The sequence below is a fragment of the Streptomyces sp. NPDC052687 genome, assembly GCF_040678395.1.
In the GTDB taxonomy this organism is placed as follows: Bacteria; Actinomycetota; Actinomycetes; order Streptomycetales; family Streptomycetaceae; genus Streptomyces.
Genome location: NZ_JBFATR010000008.1, coordinates 69,174 through 88,975 on the forward strand (window position 1 = coordinate 69,174; position 19,802 = coordinate 88,975).

Below are 19,802 nucleotides of genomic sequence, written 5' to 3' on the forward strand. Positions count from 1 at the left end.
TGGAGAACGCGCAGGAACGTGCCCTGACCGAGACGGCTGCCGCGACCGGGCCCGGCGGGCCCGGAGCAGCCATGGAACTGCTGGTCCACGGCGTGGGCGGCACCACACCGGATCGGATGCTGGACGATCCGCGCACGACCCGGGTCGCGGGCGACGACACGGCCGCCGTCTTCCGCCGCACCGCCGACGTCGAGGACCCCGCGCGCAACGCCGGAACCGACGGCCGCCCCGTTCCCGAGGCGTACGTCTGGTGCAACCTGACCTCCGGCAACGGCGCCCGCGCCCTGTGGCTGCTGTTGCTGCCGTTCATGGTGGTCAACCTCGCCCACTGGATGCGCCCCGCCGCCGAGGGCCGCCCCCGCGTGATCCGCCTCTACGGGCTGCTGGTGCGGCTCGCCGGACTCACCCTGACGGTGCTGCTGACCGCGGCGGCCTGCGAGGTCGCCCTCGACCTCGCCGCCTGGCAGTGCGCGGGCACCTCCGCGTGCGCCGCACGGCACTCCTGGATCGGCTTCCTGTCACCCACCGTCTCCGACGGCGGCTGGTGGAGCCTGCCGGGCCGCCGCCTCGCCCTCGCCGCACTGCTGCCCGCCGCCCTCGTCGGCCTGCTCTGGTACCTCTCCCTGCGCACCTGGAACGCCTACGAGTCCCAGCTGCCCCTCACCACCGCACCGCGGCCCGCCGAGGACGACGCGCCGACCGCGCTGGCCCGGCCCGGCTTCTGGTACGGGCGGCGCCTGGTCGCCCGGCTGCGCGCCGCGCACACCGCCGCCGGCCTGCTCACGGTGGCCGCCGCGGTCATGGGCCCCGCCGTCCGGCACGACCGCGCCCCCGGCGGGCCGGCCGTGCTCGACGCGGCGGGCCTGCTGCTGTCGGCGGCCCTGCTCGCCGTCGCGGCCGTCGCCGTCGCCGTGGTGGGCGCGCGGGGCCGCAGCGAGCGCCGCGTCGACCGGGCGACCGACGAGTCACTCGTCCGCCGCCTGCCGTTCGTCGCGCTCCTCCTGCTCGCCCTCGCCCTCGTGTACGGCGGGTGGGAGCGGCCGGCCTGGGAGTCCTCCGGCCGGCTGCCGGGCGACGCCGTCTTCGGCGCCATCAACCTGGTCCAGGGCCTGCTCGTCATCGCCCTCGCCGGCGTCGCCCACCTGCTCCACCGCACCCGGCCCGACGCCCGCGCCGCCCTCAAGGGCCTCGGCGGGCCCGCCGTCGCCATGCTGGCCTGCGCGCTCGGCGGGGTGATGTCCGGCGGGGTGTCCCAGCGGGTCGCCGACTGGCTGGACGGCACCCACGCCGTCATCCCCGGCCCGCCCGTCCTGCTCACCTGGCAGGCCTCCGTGATCCCGCCGCTGCTCGTCGTCCTGCTCGTGCTCTGCGGCGTACTGGCCCGGCGCGCCCTGCGGCTCGCCCGCGCCGAACGCGAGGCCGTGGCCCGCGACTACCCCGGCGAGCGCCAGGAACCGGACCGCACCCGGCGGATCGCCCGGGTCCGCGCGATGGCCTCCCTCACCGACCGCGGCCCCCTCCTCGTCGCCGTCGTCTCCGTCTCCACCCTGCTGCTCGGCGCCGGGGCACTCGTGGGCGCCCTGGTCACCGGACAGACCCCGAGCCGCGCCACCCGCGACGCCTACGACTTCGTCCGGGGCGCCGCCGAGACCGCGCAGGCACTGGGCTCCTGGCTCATCGGTTTCGGCTTCATACTGTTCGTCACCTGCGGCCGGCGCGCCTACAAGGACGCCTCCGCGCGCCGCACCATCGGCATCCTCTGGGACGTCGGCACCTTCTGGCCGCGCGCCGCCCACCCCTTCGCCCCGCCCTGCTACGCCGAGCGCGCGGTGCCCGACCTGACCTGGCGGATCGACACCTGGACGCGCACCACCGGCGGACGGCTGGTCCTCTCCGGCCACTCCCAGGGCAGCGTCCTGGCCGCCGCCACCGCCTGGCAGCTCTCCCCGGCCACCCGCCGGCGCGTCGCCCTGCTGACCTACGGTTCCCCGCTGGAGCGGCTGTACGGCCGCTGGTTCCCCGCCCACTTCGGGCCGGCCGCGCTGAGCGCCCTGCACCACGAGGTCGACTGCTGGCGCAATCTGTACCGGCTCACCGACCCCATCGGTGGACCGGTGAGGGTGCCCGCCGACGGCGGCCCCGAGGTCGACCGCGCCCCGCTGCAGGACCCCCTCGCGCACGGCCGTACCGACGACCATCCGCTGCCCGCGCCCGTCCTCGGCCACTCCGACTACCAGGCGGACCCCGCGTTCGCCGAGGAACGCGAACGGCTGCTGGCCCGGCTGCGGCCCGACCTGCCGGGCCAGCGGCCCCCGTGCGCGCCGTGAGCGACCCCGCTCAGGGCAGGTCCGGCAGGTCCTCCGCGTACAGCAGGGTCAGGTCGTCCGTGCTCGGCTCGTCGAACTGGGCGACCCGGCTCGCGTGCCGCTCCACCATCGCCTCGAACGTCTGCCGCGCGGTGCGGCCGTTGCCGAACGCGGGGCCCTTCGGGATCGCCGTGAAGTACTTCAGCAGGGCCTCGGCGGCGCCCGGCGCGAGCCGGTACTCGTGCTCCTCGGCCTGCTGTTCCACGATCCGCAGCAGCTCCTCCGGGCCGTAGTCGCCGAAGGTGATGGTGCGGGAGAAGCGGGAGGCGACACCGGGGTTGACCGACAGGAACCGCTCCATCTCGGCCGTGTACCCGGCGACGATCACCACGACCGCGTCGCGGTGGTCCTCCATCAGCTTCACCAGGGTGTCGATGGCCTCCTTGCCGAAGTCCCGGCCCGCGTCCTCGGGCGAGAGCGCGTACGCCTCGTCGATGAACAGCACGCCGCCGCGGGCCCGTTCGAAGGCCTCCTGGGTGCGGATCGCCGTGGAGCCGATGTGCTCGCCGACCAGGTCCACGCGGGACACCTCGACCAGATGGCCCTTCTCCAGCACGCCGAGCGAGGCCAGGATCTCGCCGTAGAGCCGGGCCACCGTGGTCTTGCCGGTGCCGGGGGAGCCGGTGAAGACCAGATGCCGCTTGACCGAGGCCGCCTTCAGGCCCGCCTGCTGCCGGCGCCGGCCCACCTCGATCATGTCCGTGAGCGCCCGCACCTCGCGCTTGACGCTCTCCAGGCCCACCAGCGCGTCCAGTTCGCCGAGCACGTCCTTGGAGGTGCGCACCGGCTTCGGCGGCGAGGCCGGACTCGCGGGCGGCTGCTCGGTGGGCCGCTGGTCGGGGATCGTGCCCAGCAGCCCCGGAGAGCCACCGACTGTCTGCACGGCCGGCTCCGGCGCCGCGGGCGTCCGCAGCCCCGCGCTCTCGTCGCTTGTGCAGTCCTCGACGACCGGTCCCGCGCCCGCGTCCGGGCCGCCGTCCGCGAACTCGTAGCCACCGCGCGCGCACCGCTCCGTACGGCACTTCCTCAGCGTCGTACGGCAGCCGTCGATCACATGGAAGCCGTAGCCGCCGCTGCCCGTCACCCGGCAGTTCAGAAAGCTGCCGCGGCCCCCGGCCGAGACGTAGAAGCCCGCCTCCGCGGGCGAGTCGACCGTGCACCGCTCGATGACCGGGTCCGCGCCCTTGGTGACGATCACGCCGGTCTGGGTGCCGTCCAGCGTGCAGTTGTTCAGGGTGCCGCCGCTGCCGTGGTCGCGGAACCAGGCGCCCGTCGCCGCGTCCCGGATGCGGCAGTCGTCGAGCTGGGCGGTCGCGCCGTCGCTCACCGACACGGCCGTGTTGCGCACCTGGGACAGATCGCTGTCGACGACGTCCACGCGGGACCCCCGGTCGAGGACGAACAGGGCGTCGGGCACGTCATGCACCCGGCAGGCATCCAGGACCGCCGTCGCCCCGTCGCTCACCCACACCGCCGGATAGTCGCCGGTGCTGTCGAAGATCTCGCACTGGTTGGCGTCCACGCGCGTGCCCGGGTCCCACACCGACAGGCCGTTGCGACCGAACTGCCGCACGCTGGTGCGGGTCAGCGTCAGCACCGAGCGGGACCTGAGGTCGACCGCGTTCTCCGGGATGTCGTGGATCCGGCAGTCGGCCAGGGTGAGCACCGCGTCCGTGTCGAGGGTGACACCGTCCGCGGTGGTGCGGTGCACATCGCAGTCGGTGAGATGCCCGGTCGCGCGGCCGGTGATCTGCACCCCGCTGCCCCGCACCTCGTAGACCTCGCAACCCAGCGCCTCCAGCGCGGAGTTCTCACCGGTGACGGTCAGCCCCGAACCGGAGGCGTGGTGCACCCGGCAGCGCTCCAGACGCGGGCGGGCACCGCCGCGCACCGCGACGCCGGCCTGACCGGCCGCGACCACCTCGCACTCCTCGAACACACCGCCCCCGCCGTCCACCACGGCGATGCCGATGCCCGCCGGATTGTCGACGGTGCACCGCCGCACGGTCGGCCGGGCCGCACCGCGCACCTCGATACCGGTGGCGGACCGGGTGACCACCCGGACGTCCACCAGCTCCGGGGTGCCGTCCTCCACCAGCAGGGCGGGCGCCGCGGCGTCCTGGCCCTCCACGTGCAGGTCCTGCACCACCGCGGAGGCCCGCACGGTCAGCGGCACGCCGTCGGCCGGCGCGATGCGCACCGAGCCGGGGGAGCCCTCGGGGCCGCGCAGCGTCACCGCGCGGCGCACCACGAGGTTCTCCCGGTAGGTGCCGGGGGCGACGGTGAGCACGTCACCGTCGGCCGCGGCCTCCAGGGCGGCGGCGAGCGATGCGTACTCACCCGTGCGGCGCCGCCACCGCGACGTGCCGGTGTGCGTCACCTGGACCGTGCCCTGTGCCATGGCGTTGTTGTGCCCCCACCTCGTCGTACGCGGGTCGTTGCCGAAGAGTTCGGCCGGTCCACCGTAGCGTGCGCGCGGACCGTGGGTTGACCGGAGCCGGAAGGCGGTCGGCCGCCGTCGCCGGACGGCGGATTCAGCTTCCGGCGCCGGTTCTGCCCCAGTCCGGGCCGGCCTGTTGCCAGGCCCGGTCGAGGCGGGCGTGGCGGCGGCGGACCATCCGCCACAGGACGAGCCGTCTGCCGGTCTCGACGAGCCCCGCGGTGAGCAGCGCCGTACCGACTCCGGCGAGGACGGCGTGCGTGGTGGCGGCGGCGGAGTCCAGGGGCCGGCCCACCAGGTGACCGCGCCGGTCGGTCCAGAGCACGAACCGGTCGCCGGGCTCGGCGGACTTGAGCCGCGCGAGGACCGGGCCCCGGTGCGCGCTGCCGTCCGGGGCGGTCCATGCGGCGAGCACGCGGGTGCGGGTGTCGCGGGTCGCGGTCTCGGGGTCGGCCTCCAGCGGGCCGCGCTCCAGCCGGCGGACGACGGCGGCCGTCACCTGGTGGCGGTTCAGGCGCTGTTCACGCGCCGCGCGTTGCAGGGAGTCCTGCGCGGAGGAGCCGACGAGGACGCCGAGCAGGGGAGCGGCGAGGAGCATCAGCAGCAGCGCCGTCAGGGCCAGCCACGCCTCGGCCAGATCGGTGGCACGGCGCAGCGGATTGTGCCGCCAGCGCCAGAGTCCGCTCAGGGCTCGCACTCCCGCACCCCCCTTCCGCCTCGCGGGCATCCCCGGCGGAGCCGTTCAGGCGAGGGACCGGCCGGTCAGGGCGCCGCACCCGCCGGGGCGGGCGTGCGTCCGTGCCGGCGGCCGGGCCCTCATGAAGTTCTCACGCAACGCCAACGTGCGGGTGCCGCGGCACGGTTCCCGGGCGTCGGTGACTTGGCGGGATCTCGCCCCCGCCCGCCGTGTCGTGCCGGGGTTCGCGCCCCTGCGGCGCCGGGCCGGCCGGGGGCGGCCGGCCCGTCTACGCGAGGACGCGCACCGGGTCGCCGACCCGGACGGTGCCGGGGGAGAGGGGCACCAGATTCTGGCCGAAGACCAGCTTGCCGCCGATCCGGCGGTGGCGGCCCAGGGAGAGCAGGGGCTCGCGCCCGCGCTCGGCGCTGGTCTGGTCGGTGGTGGTCACGACGCACCGCCCGCAGGGCTTGGCGACGCGGAACTCCACCTCGCCGACGGCGATCCGGGACCAGTCGTCCTCCGCCCAGGGCTCGCTGCCGGCCACCACCAGGTTGGGCCGGAAGCGGTTCATCGGCAGCGGGCCCTCCGCTGCGTGGTCACCTTGCGCGATGAGCGCGTTGAGGGCGTCGAGGGAGGCCGCGGAGGTGAGCAGCAGCGGGAAGCCGTCGGCGAAGCTCACCGTCTCGCCGGGCAGCGCGTACTCCGGGTCCACGGGGCGGCGGGTGGCGGGATCGTCCATGTGCACCAGGCGGACGTCGGTCCCGAGATAGGCGCTGCACCACGCGTGCGCGGCGGCACCGGCCGGGACGCCCTCCACCTTGTCCTGCCAGATCTCCACCCGCACGGTGTCCGCCGGCTCGGGCACGGACACCGTCAGCGGGTCGAGGCCGGGCGCGGACAGCCGAAGGCCGCCGCCGGGCAGCAGCTCGGCGACGGCCAGCGCGAGGCGCGGTTGCTGGCGTTGCGTGACGACCTTTCCCCCGTCGTCGATCAGCACCCAGCGTCGGTCTCCGGCCAGCCCCCAGGGCTCCACGAGGGCTTCCGGGAGCGACAGGCCCCGGAACGCCTTGACCGGATGGACATGTATCGATTGCAGCTCCGCGTTCCCCATGGGGCCATCGTGCCAGGTGGCGTGGAGAGCCCGGGGAGGCGGTCAGTAGCCGCGGTACTGCTGGTTGTTGTACGGGTCCTGGTAGGGAGCGGGCGCCGGGCGCGGCGCCGCGGGGCGCATCGCCTCGTAGCCGCCGGCGGGCGCGGCTGCCGGGCGCGGCTGCTGCGGGGCCTGCGGACCCGGGTAGCCGCGGGGCGCGGTGGCCTGCTGCGGGATGTACGCCGTCGGCGCCGCGTGCTGCAGCGGCGCGGCGGGCTGCGTGTGCTGCGCGTGCTGCTGCGGATAGCCGTAGGCGGGCTGGGCGGGGGCCGCCGGGAGGGCGGGGAGTGCCGACGGCAGCGCGGGCAGCGAGGGCGCGGCCGGCGCGTCGTAGGCGGCGGGGACCCGGATCGGGGCGATCTGCGGGGTGCCCCGCTCGGCCACGAGGGAGTCGTAGATCGGAGTGTCCGGGAAGGAGGCGGAGTAGTAGCCGCCACCATAAGTGGAGCGGGGGGAGGTCATGGCACATAAGTTAAGCCCACGATGTGCTGGTTGGGGAGACCGATAATGGGGTTGTTTTCCGTGTCTGCGGTGACGCTGGATCCCCAATGCGAGCGAACTCGGGAAAAAGGGGCGGCGCGCGGCGTTCGGATGGTGTAAAGGCTCAGTTCCGGGCGGGTTACCGCTGGTTGCCGTCTGATCTTCGTACAGCTCCCGGACGGGGCGCGCGGGCTGTTGTGCACGCCCTGTGGGACTTCGTCGCCGGGGGCAATAGGTTGGGCGTCCGGAGAGTCCGGGAGAACGCGCGATGGGGGCGGACATGTCCATGCCGAAAGGATCGAACAAGCCGGTGCCGACGACGGCCCTGCGGGTCGAGGTGGGCTGGCGCGGCGGACCGGGCGTCCCCGACGCGGACGCCTCGGCGCTGCTGCTCGTCGGGGGAAAGGTCCGCTCCGACGGCGACTTCGTCTTCTACAACCAGCCCGCCCACTCCTCCGGCGCGGTCCGCCACGAGGGCAAGCGGGACGTGGGCGGCCGGGTGACCGACACCCTGCTCGTCGACCTCGCGCGCGTGGAACCCGCCGTCGAGACGGTGGTCCTCGCCGCCTCCGCCGACGGCGGCGCCTTCGGCCAAGTGCCGGAGCTGTCCATCGAGGTCAAGGACGCCGCCCGGGGCGATGTGGTGGCGCGCTTCGACAGCACCGACGCGACGGTCGAAACCGCGTTCGTGCTCGGCGAGTTCTACCGGCGTCAGGGCGCGTGGAAGTTCCGCGCGGTCGGCCAGGGTTACGGCAGCGGCCTGGAGGGACTGGCCACGGACTTCGGCATCACGGTCGACGAACCACAGCACGCCGCGCCTTCCGCCCCGCCCGCGGCTCCCGTGGCGCCCGCGCCTCCCTTCTCGCCGGCCCCTCCCTCGCCCTACGCCGCGCCCACGCCTCCCGCCCCGCCCGTGACCGCACCCTTCACGGCGCCCGCGCCCCCGCCCTCGCCCGCCGCGCCGCCCGCCGCCCCCGTCCGGCTCACCAAGGTCACGCTCACCAAGAACGCCCCGACCGTGTCCCTCGCCAAGCAGGGCGGCACCTCGGGCGCGCTCCGGGTGAACCTCAACTGGCAGGTGCACAAGCAGTTCTCGGGCTGGGGCAGCAAGCTGGGCCGGGCCGTCGCCACGCACTCCGACCTCGACCTCGACCTGTGCGCGCTGTACGAACTCGCCGACGGCAGCAAGGGCGTCGTCCAGGCCCTCGGCAACACCTTCGGCTCGCTGCACCAGCCGCCGTACATCCATCTCGACGGCGACGACCGCACCGGTGCCGTGGCCGCAGGCGAGAACCTGACCGTCAACCTCGACTACAAGGACGCCTTCCGGCGCATCCTCGTCTTCGTCACCATCTACGAGGGCGCCCGCTCCTTCGCCGACCTGCACGCCACGGTCACCCTGCAACCGCAGCACGGCGCCGCCATCGACTTCTCCCTGGACGAGTGCACGGTCCCGTCCCCGGTCTGCGCGCTCGCGCTGATCACCAACAACGGCGGCGACCTCATCGTCCAGCGCGAGGCCCGCTATCTGATCCCCGAGCACGGCGTCAGCCCGCAGCGGACCGTCGACCGCGCCTACGGATGGGGCATGAACTGGACGCCCGGACGCAAGTGAGCCGCCCCGACGAGCCGGGGGAGCGGGGGCGCGGCGGGCGAGCGGCGGGCGCGGTCAGCCCTCGTCGGGCACGGCGTCCGGACGGGCGTAGGTCCGGCCCTTCCACGCCGCACCGCGCCCCTGGTAGTGCCGCACCGCCGAGTCGACCGTCATCAGGAGATACAGGAACGCGGTGAAGGGCAGGAGAGGCGCGAGCCACAGGGGCTGCCGGTAGTAGCGGAGCATCGGCACGTACGTTCCCGCCATCACCAGCCACGCCCCGCCGCCCAGCGCTCCCGCCGCCGCGTCGCCCGCGAGCAGCCCCGCGGCGAGTGCCGCCGGCGGCACCAGGTAGACGACGGCCAGTCCCGCGACGGTGCCGAGCAGCAGCAGCGGGTTGTGCCGCAGCTGGGCGTAGGCGCTGCGCGAGACCATCCGCCACAGGTCGCGCAGGCGCGGATAGGGGCGCACGCTGTCCACCCGGTCGGCCAGCCCCAGCCACAGCCGGCCTCCGCCGCCGCGCACCGCGCGGGCGAGGGCCACGTCGTCGATCACCGCGTGCCGGATGGCGTCCGGGACGCGCGCCCGCTCGGCGGCCCCGGTGCGCAGCAGCACACACCCGCCCGCCGCGGCCGCCGTCCGCGCGCCTGGCCGGCCGATCCACCGGAAGGGGTACAGCTGCGCGAAGAAGTAGACGAACGCGGGGACGACCAGCCGCTCCCAGAAGCTGTCCACCCGCAGCCGCGCCATCTGCGAGACCACGTCGAAGCCGCCGGTGCGGGCCGCGGCCACCAGCGTGCGCAGGCTGTCCGGGGCGTGCGCGATGTCGGCGTCCGTCAGGAGCAGGTACTCGGGCCCTCGCGCGCGTGCCTCCCTCATTCCGTGCCGCACCGCCCACAGCTTGCCGGTCCAGCCCGCGGGCGGCTCGCCCGGCGACACCACGGTCAGCGGCAGCCCGCCCCGCCGGCGCGCCAGCTCCAGCGCCAGCTCCCCGGTTCCGTCCGTGCTGCCGTCGTCGACGAGGAACACCTCCGCGCGCCCCGGATAGTCCTGGCCGAGCAGCGACGGCAGGCTCACCGGCAGCACCTCCGCCTCGTCGCGGGCCGGCACGACCACGCAGACGGACGGCCAGTCGGCCGGATCGCGCCGCGGCGGCAGTCTGACGTCCGTACGCCAGAAGAAGCCCTGGCCGAGCAGCAGCCACAGCCAGGCGGCGAGGGAACCGGCGGCGATCCACGCGAGGGCGCTCACCCGCGCAGTGTGCCTCACGGCGGCGGGCGGCACGGGCACATCGACTATCGTGGCCGGGTGAAGATCGCGCTCATGGACTCAGGAATCGGGCTGCTGGCGGCGACCGCCGCGGTACGGCGCCTCCGCCCCGACGCCGATCTGGTGCTCTCCCTCGACCCCGACGGCATGCCCTGGGGGCCGCGCACGCCCGAGGACCTCACCGCGCGTGCCGTGGCCGTCGCCGAGGCCGCCGCCGCGCACCGGCCCGACGCCCTGATCATCGGCTGCAACACCGCCACCGTCCACGCCCTGCCCACGCTGCGCGCCCGTCTGGAGCCCGGCATCCCGGTCATCGGCACCGTCCCGGCGATCAAGCCGGCCGCGGCCGGCGGCGGCCCCGTCGCGATCTGGGCCACGCCCGCCACCACCGGCAGCCCCTACCAGCGCGGACTCATCCGCGACTTCGCCGCCGGGGTGCCGGTCACCGAGGTGCCGTGCTGGGGGCTCGCCGAGGCCGTGGAGCACGCGGACGAGGCGGCGATCGACGCGGCCGTCGCTGCGGCCGCCGAGCTGACGCCGGCCGAGGTCACCACCGTCGTCCTGGGCTGCACCCACTACGAACTCGTCGCCGAGCGCATCCGCGCCGCCGTGCGGCGGCCGGGCCGTCCGCCGCTGGTCCTGCGCGGCTCGGCCGGTGCCGTCGCCGCGCAGGCGCTGCGCCGCATCGGCGCCCGCCCGGAGCCCGGGAACGCGGCGCGCGGCGGGGTGACGGTGCTGCTGAGCGGACGCGAGGGCGCGCTGCCCGAGCCCGCGCTGGCCTACGAGGAGGGCCGCCTGCTCGCGCCGGCCGCCGTCCCCGCGCGGGTGGCCGATCCGCGCTGACGCCGCCGGTCACGGGCCCGTGAGGGACCGCGCATGGGAGCCGCGCGGGGGAGCGGAGAGGCGCGCGGGTGGTCCGGCCGGGCCGGCGCGTGCGGGGCCACCGCCCGGGTGGGCCAGTGACGGTGCGCGACGGACTACCCGCCCAGCGAAAGCTGAGTAACCTCGAGGACATGAGGCACCACCCCCCGGACGCGCACGCGCCCCACCCCGACGTCTGGACCGGCCGGGCCACCAACCGGGTCCAGTGGCTGCTGGCGCTCATCGGTGCCGCCTGCCTGGCGCTGGGCATCGAGCTGGCCGTGGACTCCCCGTGGACGAACGGCATCGCCCCGCTGGTCATGGCCGTCGTCGGGTGCATCGCCGCGGGGCTGCTGGTCCTCTTCGGCACCCTGGCCTTCGTGCACGTCGCGCTGCGGGTGGACCGGGAGTGCCTGGAGATCCGCTGCGGCCACATCGGCGTACCGCGCCGCCGCATCCCCCTGTCCGACGTGGTGGGCGCGGACTTCACGCCGTACGTCACACCCCGTCACTGGGGCGGCTGGGGCTACCGCTGGCGTCCCGAGAAGGGCACCGCCGTCGTCGTACGGCGCGGCGAGGGCGTGATCCTCCGGCTGTGGGACGGGCACACCCTCACGGTCACCGTGGACGACGCCGAGGCTGCCGTACGGGTCATCCGGGACCGCCTGCTGCCCCGCGCGCCCGGAGCGGCCCGCTGACCCCGGACGCCCCCCTCACGGCCGCTCCGCGCCGGGGGACGGCTCGCGGTGCAGGGGCCGCGCGGTCGCCAGCCCCGCGAGCAGCCCCGCACCCGCCGTCACCGCGGTGAAGCTCAGCGCGTTGCCGACCGCGCAGACCACCGCGACCGCCGTCAGCGCCGCGCCCGCGGTCAGCGCCACCGGCGTGGGGCGCGCGGTGCGCCACAAGGCGCAGAGCAGCCAGCAGAACACCGCCGCCAGGAGGAGCAGCCCGACGACGCCCTGCTCGGCCGCCTGTTGCAGCGGTGCCGAGTGCGGCTTGCCGTCCGACAGCGGTGCGGCGGCCACGGCCTGGCTCAGCTCCTCGAACCGCCCCGGCCCCACGCCCAGCGCCGCGTCCCCGCGCGCGAGGGCGAGCGCGTCCCGCCACAGCTCGATCCGGTGCCGGGTCAGCGGCCCTTCCAGCGACGCGGACACCCCGGCGGGCAGTACGCGCGCGGCGACCGCCCAGATCCCGCCGGTGACCAGCAGCGCGGCCAGCGCCAGCCCCGCGAGGGCGGGCCCCCGGCGCCGTACGCGGGCGGCGGCGAGCGAGACCAGCAGCACCGCCGTGCAGGCCACGGCGCCCGCCGTCGAGCCCACGAGCGCCGCGGTCACCGTGATCCCGGCGGCCAGCGCGCCGAGCAGCGGTCGCAGCGGGCCGGCGCCGGCCGACCAGGCGGCGCAGCAGGCGGCGCCCGTGGCCAGGGCCGGCAGGGCGGCGACGGCCCCCGCGTGTCCGAGCGGGGCGCCGGACGCCGGTCCCGGAGCGAGGTGCGGTACGGCGACGGTCAGGGCGAGCCCGCCAAGGGCGCCGGCGCAGGGCGCGGCGACCGGCAGCAGCGAGGCGCCGATCCGCCCGGCGGCGTATCCGGCGGCCACGGCGAGCACCGCCAGCAGCACGCCCTCAGGCCGGCCGCCGTGCGCCGCCGCCGTGATCAGCGACCATGCGGCACAGGCTCCGAGCACGGCCACTCCCGCCGCGTCAGAAACGTTTCTTCGCTCGTCGTCGGCGTCCTCACCGGCCACCGACGCCGTCTTCGTGTTCCCCACGGCCCCACCCGCCCCCGAAACCGGTCCCCCGACCTGTGACGGACCCGTCCGCCGCCCGCTTCCCCGACGGACGGCTCACGGCTCGGGCACACCGTAACGGCTGGTGGGCGGTTTGTGGATGAGCCGGGACGAGATGTACGAGCGGGGGGGCGCGGAGGGGCGGCATGGGCCGGAGGGCGGGCGCTGGAGACGAGGGGGGCGCCGGGGGCCGGAGAGGAGGGCTGGGGCGGGGGCGGCCGCGCTGTCGGCGGTGGGGAAGGCCGCCGTAGACTCCCGGAGTGACCGTCACCGCAACCTCTGTCGGCGAGTCGGACGACGTGCGGCCGCGGACCGCGCCCGCACCGCGCGGCGCGCGCCTGCAGCGCCTCGTCCCGGCCGCCACCGCGGCGCTCTCCGGAGTGCTGCTCTACGTCAGCTTCCCGCCCCGCACCCTGTGGTGGCTGGCCCTGCCGGCCTTCGCCGCCTTCGGCTGGGTGCTGCGCGGTCGCGGCGTGAAGGCGGGCCTCGGCCTCGGCTATCTGTTCGGCCTCGGCTTCCTGCTGCCGCTGCTGGTGTGGACGGGCGTGGAGGTGGGTCCCGGACCCTGGCTCGCCCTGGTGGCGATCGAGGCGCTGTTCGTCGCCCTGGTCGGCGCGGGCGTCGCCGCCGTGTCCCGGCTGCCCGCCTGGCCGGTGTGGGCGGCGGCCGTGTGGATCGCGGGCGAGGCGGCACGCGCGCGGGTGCCCTTCCACGGCTTCCCGTGGGGCAAGATCGCCTTCGGTCAGGCCGACGGCGTCTTCCTGCCGCTGGCCGCCGTCGGCGGCACCCCGCTGCTCGGCTTCGCGGTCGTCCTGTGCGGCTTCGGCCTGTGCGAGGTGATCCGGCTCGCGGTGCACGCCCGCCGCGCCCGCGCGGTGCGGCGGTCCGCCGCGCTGACCGCGCTGCTCGGCCTGGCCGTGCCGCCGCTCGCGGCCCTCGCCGCCCTGCCGCTGGTCAGCGACAAGGCCGAGACCGGCACCGCCACGGTCGCCGTCATCCAGGGCAACGTGCCCCGCGCGGGCCTCGACTTCAACGCCCAGCGCCGCGCGGTGCTCGACTACCACGCGCGCGAGACGGAACGGCTGGCCGCCCGGGTGAAGGCCGGGAAGGTCCCCCGGCCCGACTTCGTGCTCTGGCCGGAGAACTCCTCCGACATCGACCCCTTCGCCAACGCCGACGCCCGCGTGGTCATCGACCGTGCCGCGAAGGCCATCGGGGTGCCGGTCTCCGTCGGCGGTGTCGTGGCACGCGACGGCAAGCTGCTGAACGAGCAGATCCTGTGGGACCCGGAGAAGGGACCCGTGGACACCTACGACAAGCGGCAGATCCAGCCCTTCGGCGAGTACCTGCCGCTGCGCTCGCTCCTCGACGCGATCAACGAGGACTGGACCGGCATGGTCCGCCAGGACTTCAGCCGGGGCGGCGAACCGGGCGTCTTCACCCTCGCCGGCGTCAAGGTCGGCCTGGCCACCTGCTACGAGGCCGCCTTCGACTGGGCCGTACGGGACACCGTCACCCACGGCGCGCAGATGATCTCCGTGCCGAGCAACAACGCGACCTTCGACCGCAGCGAGATGACCTACCAGCAGCTCGCCATGTCGCGGATCCGCGCGGTCGAGCACAGCCGGACCGTCACCGTGCCGGTGACCAGCGGCGTCAGCGCGATCATCCTGCCGGACGGCACGATCACCCGGAAGACCGGCATGTTCGTCGCGGACTCCCTGGTCCAGGAGGTGCCGCTGCGCTCCTCCGAGACCCCCGCCACCCGGCTCGGCATCCTGCCCGAGATCGTCCTCCTGCTGGTCGCCGCGGGCGGCCTGGGCCGGGCGGTCGCCGTGGCCGCGCGCGGGCGGCGCGCGGCTGACGTCTGACCGATGGCAGTCGTCGGCCGTCGTCCGACCCGATGGCAGTCGTCGGCCGTCGTCCGACCCGATGGCAGTCGTCGGCCGTCGTCCGACCCGACGGCCGACGTACGCCCCCGGAACGCGCGGGGGCGGACCGGACCGGCCCGCTAGGGTCGGGCGCATGGCTACTCCCGACTTCATCCGCACCCTGCGGGCCGCCGCCGGACACCAGTTGCTGTGGCTCCCCGGGGTCACCGCGCTCGTCTTCGACGACGAGGGCAGAGTGCTGCTCAACCGCCGCACCGACACCCGCAGGTGGTCGCTGATCGGCGGCATTCCGGACCCGGGCGAGCAGCCGGCCGCCTGCGCGGTACGGGAGGTCCACGAGGAGACCGGGGTGCGGTGCGTCCCCGAGCGGGTGGTCGTCGTACAGGCGCTGGCCCCGGTGACGTACGAGAACGGCGACATCTGCCAGTACATGGACATCACGTTCCGCTGCCGCGCGGTGGGCGGTGAGGCGCGGGTCAACGACGAGGAGTCGCTGGAGGTCGGCTGGTTCGAGGTGGACGCGCTGCCGGAGCTGGAGGAGTCCGAACTGCTGCGGATCAAGCAGGCCCTGTCGGACGCACCCACGTGGTTCGAGCCTATGCCTTCGCAGTGAACTGTGGGGGCTGACCACATGGGGCGGGGGGCGGGCGCTGCCTAGGGTCGAGGACATGACCGCGCCTCGTGACCTTCCCGGCCCGCCGCCCGTGCCCTCCGGTTCTCCGTCCGGGCCGTCCACGCCTCCGCTCGACCTGGGGGGCCGCACCGCTCTCGTCACCGGGGCCGCCGGTGGCATCGGCCGCGCCTGCGCGCTGCGGCTCGCGGCCGCCGGGGCCAAGGTCAGAGCGGTCGACCGGGACGACGCCGGGCTCGCCGCGCTCACCGAACAGGCCGCGGGCCTGGCCGGCACCGTCGAGCCGCACGTCCTCGACCTCACCGACCTGGACGCCGCCGAACTCGTCGCCGCCGGCACCGACGTCCTCGTCAACAACGCCGGACTGCAACTGGTCCGGCCGCTGGAGGAGTTCCCGCCCGACGTCTTCCACACCGTCCTCACCGTGATGCTGGAGGCCCCGTTCCGGCTGATCCGCGGCGCCCTCCCGCACATGTACGGGCAGGGCTGGGGCCGGATCGTGAACATCTCCTCCGTGCACGGGCTGCGCGCCTCGCCGTACAAGTCGGCGTACGTCGCCGCCAAGCACGGACTGGAGGGCCTGTCCAAGACCGCCGCGCTCGAGGGCGCGCCGCACGGCGTCACCTCCAACTGCGTGAACCCCGGCTACGTCCGCACCCCGCTGGTCGAGCGGCAGCTCGCCGACCAGGCGCGGGCGCACGGCATCCCCGAGGAGCGGGTCCTGTCCGAGGTGCTGCTCCAGGACAGCGCGGTGAAGCGGCTCATCGAACCGGAGGAGGTCGCGGAGGCGGTGGCGTACCTGTGCGCGCCGCAGGCGTCCTTCGTCACCGGCACCTCGCTGGTCCTCGACGGCGGCTGGACCGCGCACTGAGCCCGCCCCGGCGGCCCGGAGTCGTCCACAGGGCTGCCGGGGCGACCGCGTCATGGTGAATGCTGTGAGCATGTCCCGCGATCATGTGCAGTCCGCCCAGCGCGCCGCCGGGGGAGGGAAGCCGCCCGCCGCCGGCGTGCCGGGCGTGCCCGCCCACGGCCTCACCCCGCCGGAAGAGGACGCCGAGGCGCCGTTCCTCGAACTGCTGGCGCGCGGTGCGCCCGTCGACGCCTACGAGCGGCCGGTGCTGCTCGCCCGCGCCGAGGGCCGGCCGGGGGAGCGGATCGCCGCGCTGGAGCGCGCCAAACTGCTCGCGCTGCGGGTGCGCGCGGAGCTGGAGGGGCGGCGCCGCCGCGAGGCCGAGCTGTCGGCGCTGTTCGAGACCGCCCACGACCTCGCCGGGCTGCGCGACCTGGACGCCGTCCTCCAGGCGATCGTGCAGCGCGCCCGCTCCCTGCTCGGCACCGACGTGGCGTATCTCAGCCTCAACGACCCGGTCCGCGGCGACACCTACATGCGGGTCACCGAGGGCTCGGTCGCGGCCCGCTTCCAGCAGCTGCGGCTCGGCATGGGCGAGGGTTTGGGCGGTCTCGTCGCGCAGACCGCCCGCCCGTACGTCACCGACGACTACTTCAAGGACGACCGCTTCCAGCACACCGACACCATCGACGCGGGCGTGCGCGACGAGGGACTCGTCGCCATCCTCGGCGTGCCGCTGATGCTGGGGCACCACGTCATCGGGGTGCTCTTCGCCGCCGACCGCCGTGCCCGGGTCTTCGAACGCGAGCAGATCGCGCTGCTCGGCTCCTTCGCCGCGCTGGCCGCCGCCGCCATCGACACCGCCAACCTGCTCACCGAGACCCGCTCCGCCCTCGCCCGCCTGGAACGCGCCAACGAGATCATCCAGGACCGCAGCGGCGTCATCGAACGCGCCTCCGAGGTGCACGACCGGCTCGCCGAACTCGTGCTGCGCGGCGGCGGGGTGCACGACGTGGCCGCCGCCGTCTCCGAAGTCCTGGACGGCACCGTCGAGTTCACCGAACCGGACGGCGCCCCGGCGAGCGCCCTGGACGAGTCCCGCGCCGAAGGCCACGCGGTGCGGCACCAGGACGACTGGATCGCCGCCGTCGCCGCCGGCGGGGAACTCCTCGGCGCGCTGGTGCTGCGCGGCCATCCCGGCCTCGACCCGGTCGACCAGCGCACCCTGGAGCGCGCCGCGATGGTCACCTCCCTGCTGCTGCTCGCCCGCCGCTCCGCCGCCGAGGCCGAACAGCGCGTGCGCGGCGAACTGCTGGACGACCTGCTGGACGCCCGCGACCGCGACCCGCGGCTGCTGCGCGAGCGGGCCGCCCGGCTGCACGCCGACCTCGACGCCACCCACGTCCTGCTGGCCGCCCGGCTCGACGGCCCCGCCGCCGACGCCGACCAGGAGGCCGCCGCCCGGCGCCGCCTGTGGTCCGCCGCCTCCCACCTCGCCGCCACCCGCAAGGGACTTGCCGCGGCCCGCGACGGCGGCACGGTCCTGCTCCTGCCGCTGGCTTCCCGCGACAGCGCCACCGAACTCGCCCGGCGCACCGCCCGCCACCTCGGCAGAGCCGTCCACGAGGCGGTCACTGTCGGCGCCTCCCCTCCGGTGCGGGACCTGGCGGCCCGCCCCGACGGGGTGGCCGCGGCATACACGGAGGCCCGCCGCTGTCTCGACGCCCTGCGCCTGCTCGGCCGCAGCGGAGACGGCGCCGCCGCCGACGACTTCGGCTTCCTCGGACTGCTGCTGGCCGGCGACCGGGACGTGACGGGCTTCGTGGACCGCACCATCGGTCCGGTGGTGGCGTATGACGCACGACGCGGCACCGAGCTGCTGCGCACCCTCGACGCCTACTTCGCCTGCGGCATGAGCCCCGCCCGCACCAAGGACGAGCTGCACGTCCACGTCAACACGGTCGCCCAGCGCCTGGAACGCGTCGCGCGGCTGCTCGGCGACGACTGGCAGACGCCGTCACGGGCCCTGGAGATCCAGCTCGCCCTGCGCCTGCACCGGCTGTCGGCACCGGAACGCCGCTGACCGCGGCCCCCGTACGCACCGGCGTACACGGACCGCGGTCGGCGGGCGAGCGGGTCAGACGGTGTGCGCGTCCGTGGCCCGCGCGCTCCCGGGCGTGGCGTCCGCGGGGGACTCGATGTCGGCCAGGTCGCGGTTGCGGGTCTCCTTGGCCGCCGCCACGGCGACGACGGTGAGCAGCGCCGCGGCGATCACGTACAGGGCGATCCACGTGGAGCCGCCGGTCGCGTCCAGCAGGGCGGTCGCGATCAGCGGGGCGGGGGCACCGGCCGCCACCGAGGAGAACTGGGCACCGATGGAGGCGCCCGAGTAGCGCATCCGGGTCGCGAACATCTCGGAGAAGAAGGCGGCCTGCGGGGCGTACATCGCTCCGTGCAGCACCAGACCGACGGTCACCGCGAGGAGCAGGCTGCCGAAGGAACCGGTGTCGACGAGCGCGAAGAACGGGAACATCCACAGGGCCACCCCGACCGCGCCCACCAGGTACACGGGCCGGCGCCCGACCCGGTCCGACAGCGCGCCCCACAGCGGGATGACGGCGAAGTGCACGGCCGAGGCGATGAGCACCGCGTTGAGCGCGGTCTGCTTGGAGACGTCGGCGGCGGTGGTGGCGTAGACGAGGATGAACGCGGTGACGACGTAGTAGCTGATGTTCTCCGCCATGCGCGCGCCCATCGCGATGAGCACGTCCCGCCAGTGGTGCCGCAGGACGGCCACCAGCGGCAGCTTCTCGACCTCCGCCGACCGCTCCGCCTTGCGCGCCTCGGCCTGCGCGAGCGCCTGCCGGAAGACGGGCGACTCGTCGACGGACAGCCGGATCCACAGCCCGACGATCACCAGCACCCCGGACAGCAGGAACGGGATCCGCCAGCCCCAGCTGGTGAACGCGCTGTCCGACAGCACGGCGGTCAGCAGCGACAGCACACCCGTGGCGAGCAACTGCCCGGCCGGCGCGCCGGTCTGCGGCCACGAGGCCCAGAACCCGCGGCGCCGCGCGTCCCCGTGCTCGGACACCAGGAGCACGGCCCCGCCCCACTCGCCGCCGAGCGCGAACCCCTGCACGAGCCGCAGCACGGTCAGCAGGACGGGCGCGGCGCTGCCGATCGTCGCGTGCGTCGGCAGCAGGCCGATCGCGAACGTCGCCCCGCCCATCAGCAGCAGACTCAGCACCAGCAGCTTCTTGCGCCCGAGCCGGTCACCGTAGTGCCCGAACACCAGCGCCCCGAGCGGGCGGGCCGCGAATCCCACCGCGTACGTCAGGAACGACAGCAGCGTTCCCACCAGCGGATCGGACTCCGGGAAGAACAACTGGTTGAAGACGAGCGCGGCCGCGGAGCCGTAGAGGAAGAAGTCGTACCACTCGATGGTGGTGCCGATGAGGCTGGCGGCGACGATGCGCTTGAGGTTGGACGGGGCTGGCGGAGCGGTCGCGGGCGACGACATCGGCACCACTTCCTGACGTTCGTTCGACGGGGACGTTTTGCGTGTCGCCACACCGTAGAAACGGGCACGTCAGAGGCGTATGTGGTGGGACACCATAGTTCTGAGGCGAGCTATGCGCGCGGTCCCCATGCTGGCTCGTCGAAGGGTGCTTCGGCGACCTGGTTCAGTCCTGACTGAAAGCCCGCGTCATGACCCGTCCTCACGTCTCCGGTGCTGACTTGGCGCTGACTGTGCTGCGTTGATGGGGGCAGGACGTGTGACCGAATGAGCGTGTTCCAGA

At 75.0% G+C, this 19,802-nt stretch carries 15 protein-coding genes; 8 read left to right on the forward strand and 7 right to left on the reverse strand.

The features are described 5' to 3' along the window. Nucleotides 1-71 precede the first annotated feature (71 nt). The gene (locus AB0K92_RS10890; protein WP_365921637.1) at nucleotides 72-2,327 is read left to right on the forward strand and encodes a hypothetical protein; all 2,256 of its coding nucleotides are present in this window, start codon (nucleotides 72-74) and stop codon (nucleotides 2,325-2,327) included. 10 nt (nucleotides 2,328-2,337) lie between these two features. On the opposite strand, the gene AB0K92_RS10895 is transcribed toward AB0K92_RS10890, so the two are convergent. From AB0K92_RS10895 to AB0K92_RS10910, 4 genes are all read right to left on the reverse strand, one after another. Beyond that, complete coding sequence (locus AB0K92_RS10895) at nucleotides 2,338-4,767, reverse strand: right-handed parallel beta-helix repeat-containing protein (RefSeq protein ID WP_365921490.1); 2,430 nt, start codon at nucleotides 4,765-4,767, stop codon at nucleotides 2,338-2,340. Nucleotides 4,768-4,900: 133 nt separating this feature from the next. Continuing rightward, nucleotides 4,901-5,503 (reverse strand): hypothetical protein, encoded by a 603-nt coding sequence (locus tag AB0K92_RS10900; protein ID WP_365921492.1) that lies wholly within the window; start codon nucleotides 5,501-5,503, stop codon nucleotides 4,901-4,903. 268 nt (nucleotides 5,504-5,771) lie between these two features. Then, nucleotides 5,772-6,596, reverse strand: coding sequence for an MOSC N-terminal beta barrel domain-containing protein (locus tag AB0K92_RS10905; protein ID WP_365921494.1), 825 nt, complete (start codon nucleotides 6,594-6,596; stop codon nucleotides 5,772-5,774). Nucleotides 6,597-6,638: 42 nt separating this feature from the next. Further along, nucleotides 6,639-7,097: a DUF6643 family protein gene (locus AB0K92_RS10910; RefSeq protein WP_365921496.1), complete on the reverse strand. Its 459-nt coding sequence runs from the start codon at nucleotides 7,095-7,097 to the stop codon at nucleotides 6,639-6,641. A gap of 304 nt (nucleotides 7,098-7,401) precedes the next feature. On the opposite strand from AB0K92_RS10910, the gene AB0K92_RS10915 reads away from it, so the two are divergent. Further along, the gene (locus AB0K92_RS10915; RefSeq protein ID WP_365921639.1) at nucleotides 7,402-8,730 is read left to right on the forward strand and encodes a TerD family protein; all 1,329 of its coding nucleotides are present in this window, start codon (nucleotides 7,402-7,404) and stop codon (nucleotides 8,728-8,730) included. Between the two features lie 54 nt (nucleotides 8,731-8,784). On the opposite strand, the gene AB0K92_RS10920 is transcribed toward AB0K92_RS10915, so the two are convergent. Next, a complete protein-coding gene (locus AB0K92_RS10920; RefSeq protein ID WP_365921498.1) occupies nucleotides 8,785-9,960 on the reverse strand; it encodes a glycosyltransferase in 1,176 nt (391 codons plus the stop codon). 57 nt (nucleotides 9,961-10,017) lie between these two features. Between AB0K92_RS10920 and AB0K92_RS10925 the strand changes: the two genes are divergently transcribed. Then, nucleotides 10,018-10,821 (forward strand): aspartate/glutamate racemase family protein, encoded by an 804-nt coding sequence (locus AB0K92_RS10925; RefSeq protein ID WP_365921500.1) that lies wholly within the window; start codon nucleotides 10,018-10,020, stop codon nucleotides 10,819-10,821. Between the two features lie 170 nt (nucleotides 10,822-10,991). Next, nucleotides 10,992-11,537, forward strand: coding sequence for a hypothetical protein (locus AB0K92_RS10930; protein ID WP_365921502.1), 546 nt, complete (start codon nucleotides 10,992-10,994; stop codon nucleotides 11,535-11,537). Nucleotides 11,538-11,552: 15 nt separating this feature from the next. On the opposite strand, the gene AB0K92_RS10935 is transcribed toward AB0K92_RS10930, so the two are convergent. Next, entirely contained in the window at nucleotides 11,553-12,584 is a 1,032-nt protein-coding gene (locus tag AB0K92_RS10935) for an O-antigen ligase family protein (protein ID WP_365921641.1), read from the reverse strand. Nucleotides 12,585-12,886: 302 nt separating this feature from the next. On the opposite strand from AB0K92_RS10935, the gene lnt reads away from it, so the two are divergent. From lnt to AB0K92_RS10955, 4 genes are all read left to right on the forward strand, one after another. Continuing rightward, complete coding sequence (lnt, locus tag AB0K92_RS10940) at nucleotides 12,887-14,497, forward strand: apolipoprotein N-acyltransferase (RefSeq protein ID WP_365921504.1); 1,611 nt, start codon at nucleotides 12,887-12,889, stop codon at nucleotides 14,495-14,497. A gap of 154 nt (nucleotides 14,498-14,651) precedes the next feature. Continuing rightward, complete coding sequence (locus tag AB0K92_RS10945) at nucleotides 14,652-15,131, forward strand: NUDIX domain-containing protein (protein ID WP_365921506.1); 480 nt, start codon at nucleotides 14,652-14,654, stop codon at nucleotides 15,129-15,131. A 55-nt stretch (nucleotides 15,132-15,186) separates the two neighbouring features. Further along, complete coding sequence (locus AB0K92_RS10950; RefSeq protein WP_365921510.1) at nucleotides 15,187-16,020, forward strand: 3-hydroxybutyrate dehydrogenase; 834 nt, start codon at nucleotides 15,187-15,189, stop codon at nucleotides 16,018-16,020. A 70-nt stretch (nucleotides 16,021-16,090) separates the two neighbouring features. Next, a complete protein-coding gene (locus tag AB0K92_RS10955) occupies nucleotides 16,091-18,082 on the forward strand; it encodes a GAF domain-containing protein (RefSeq protein ID WP_365921512.1) in 1,992 nt (663 codons plus the stop codon). A gap of 54 nt (nucleotides 18,083-18,136) precedes the next feature. Here AB0K92_RS10955 and AB0K92_RS10960 read toward each other — a convergent pair whose 3' ends face one another. Beyond that, complete coding sequence (locus AB0K92_RS10960; protein WP_365921514.1) at nucleotides 18,137-19,522, reverse strand: MFS transporter; 1,386 nt, start codon at nucleotides 19,520-19,522, stop codon at nucleotides 18,137-18,139. Nucleotides 19,523-19,802: the final 280 nt, after the last annotated feature.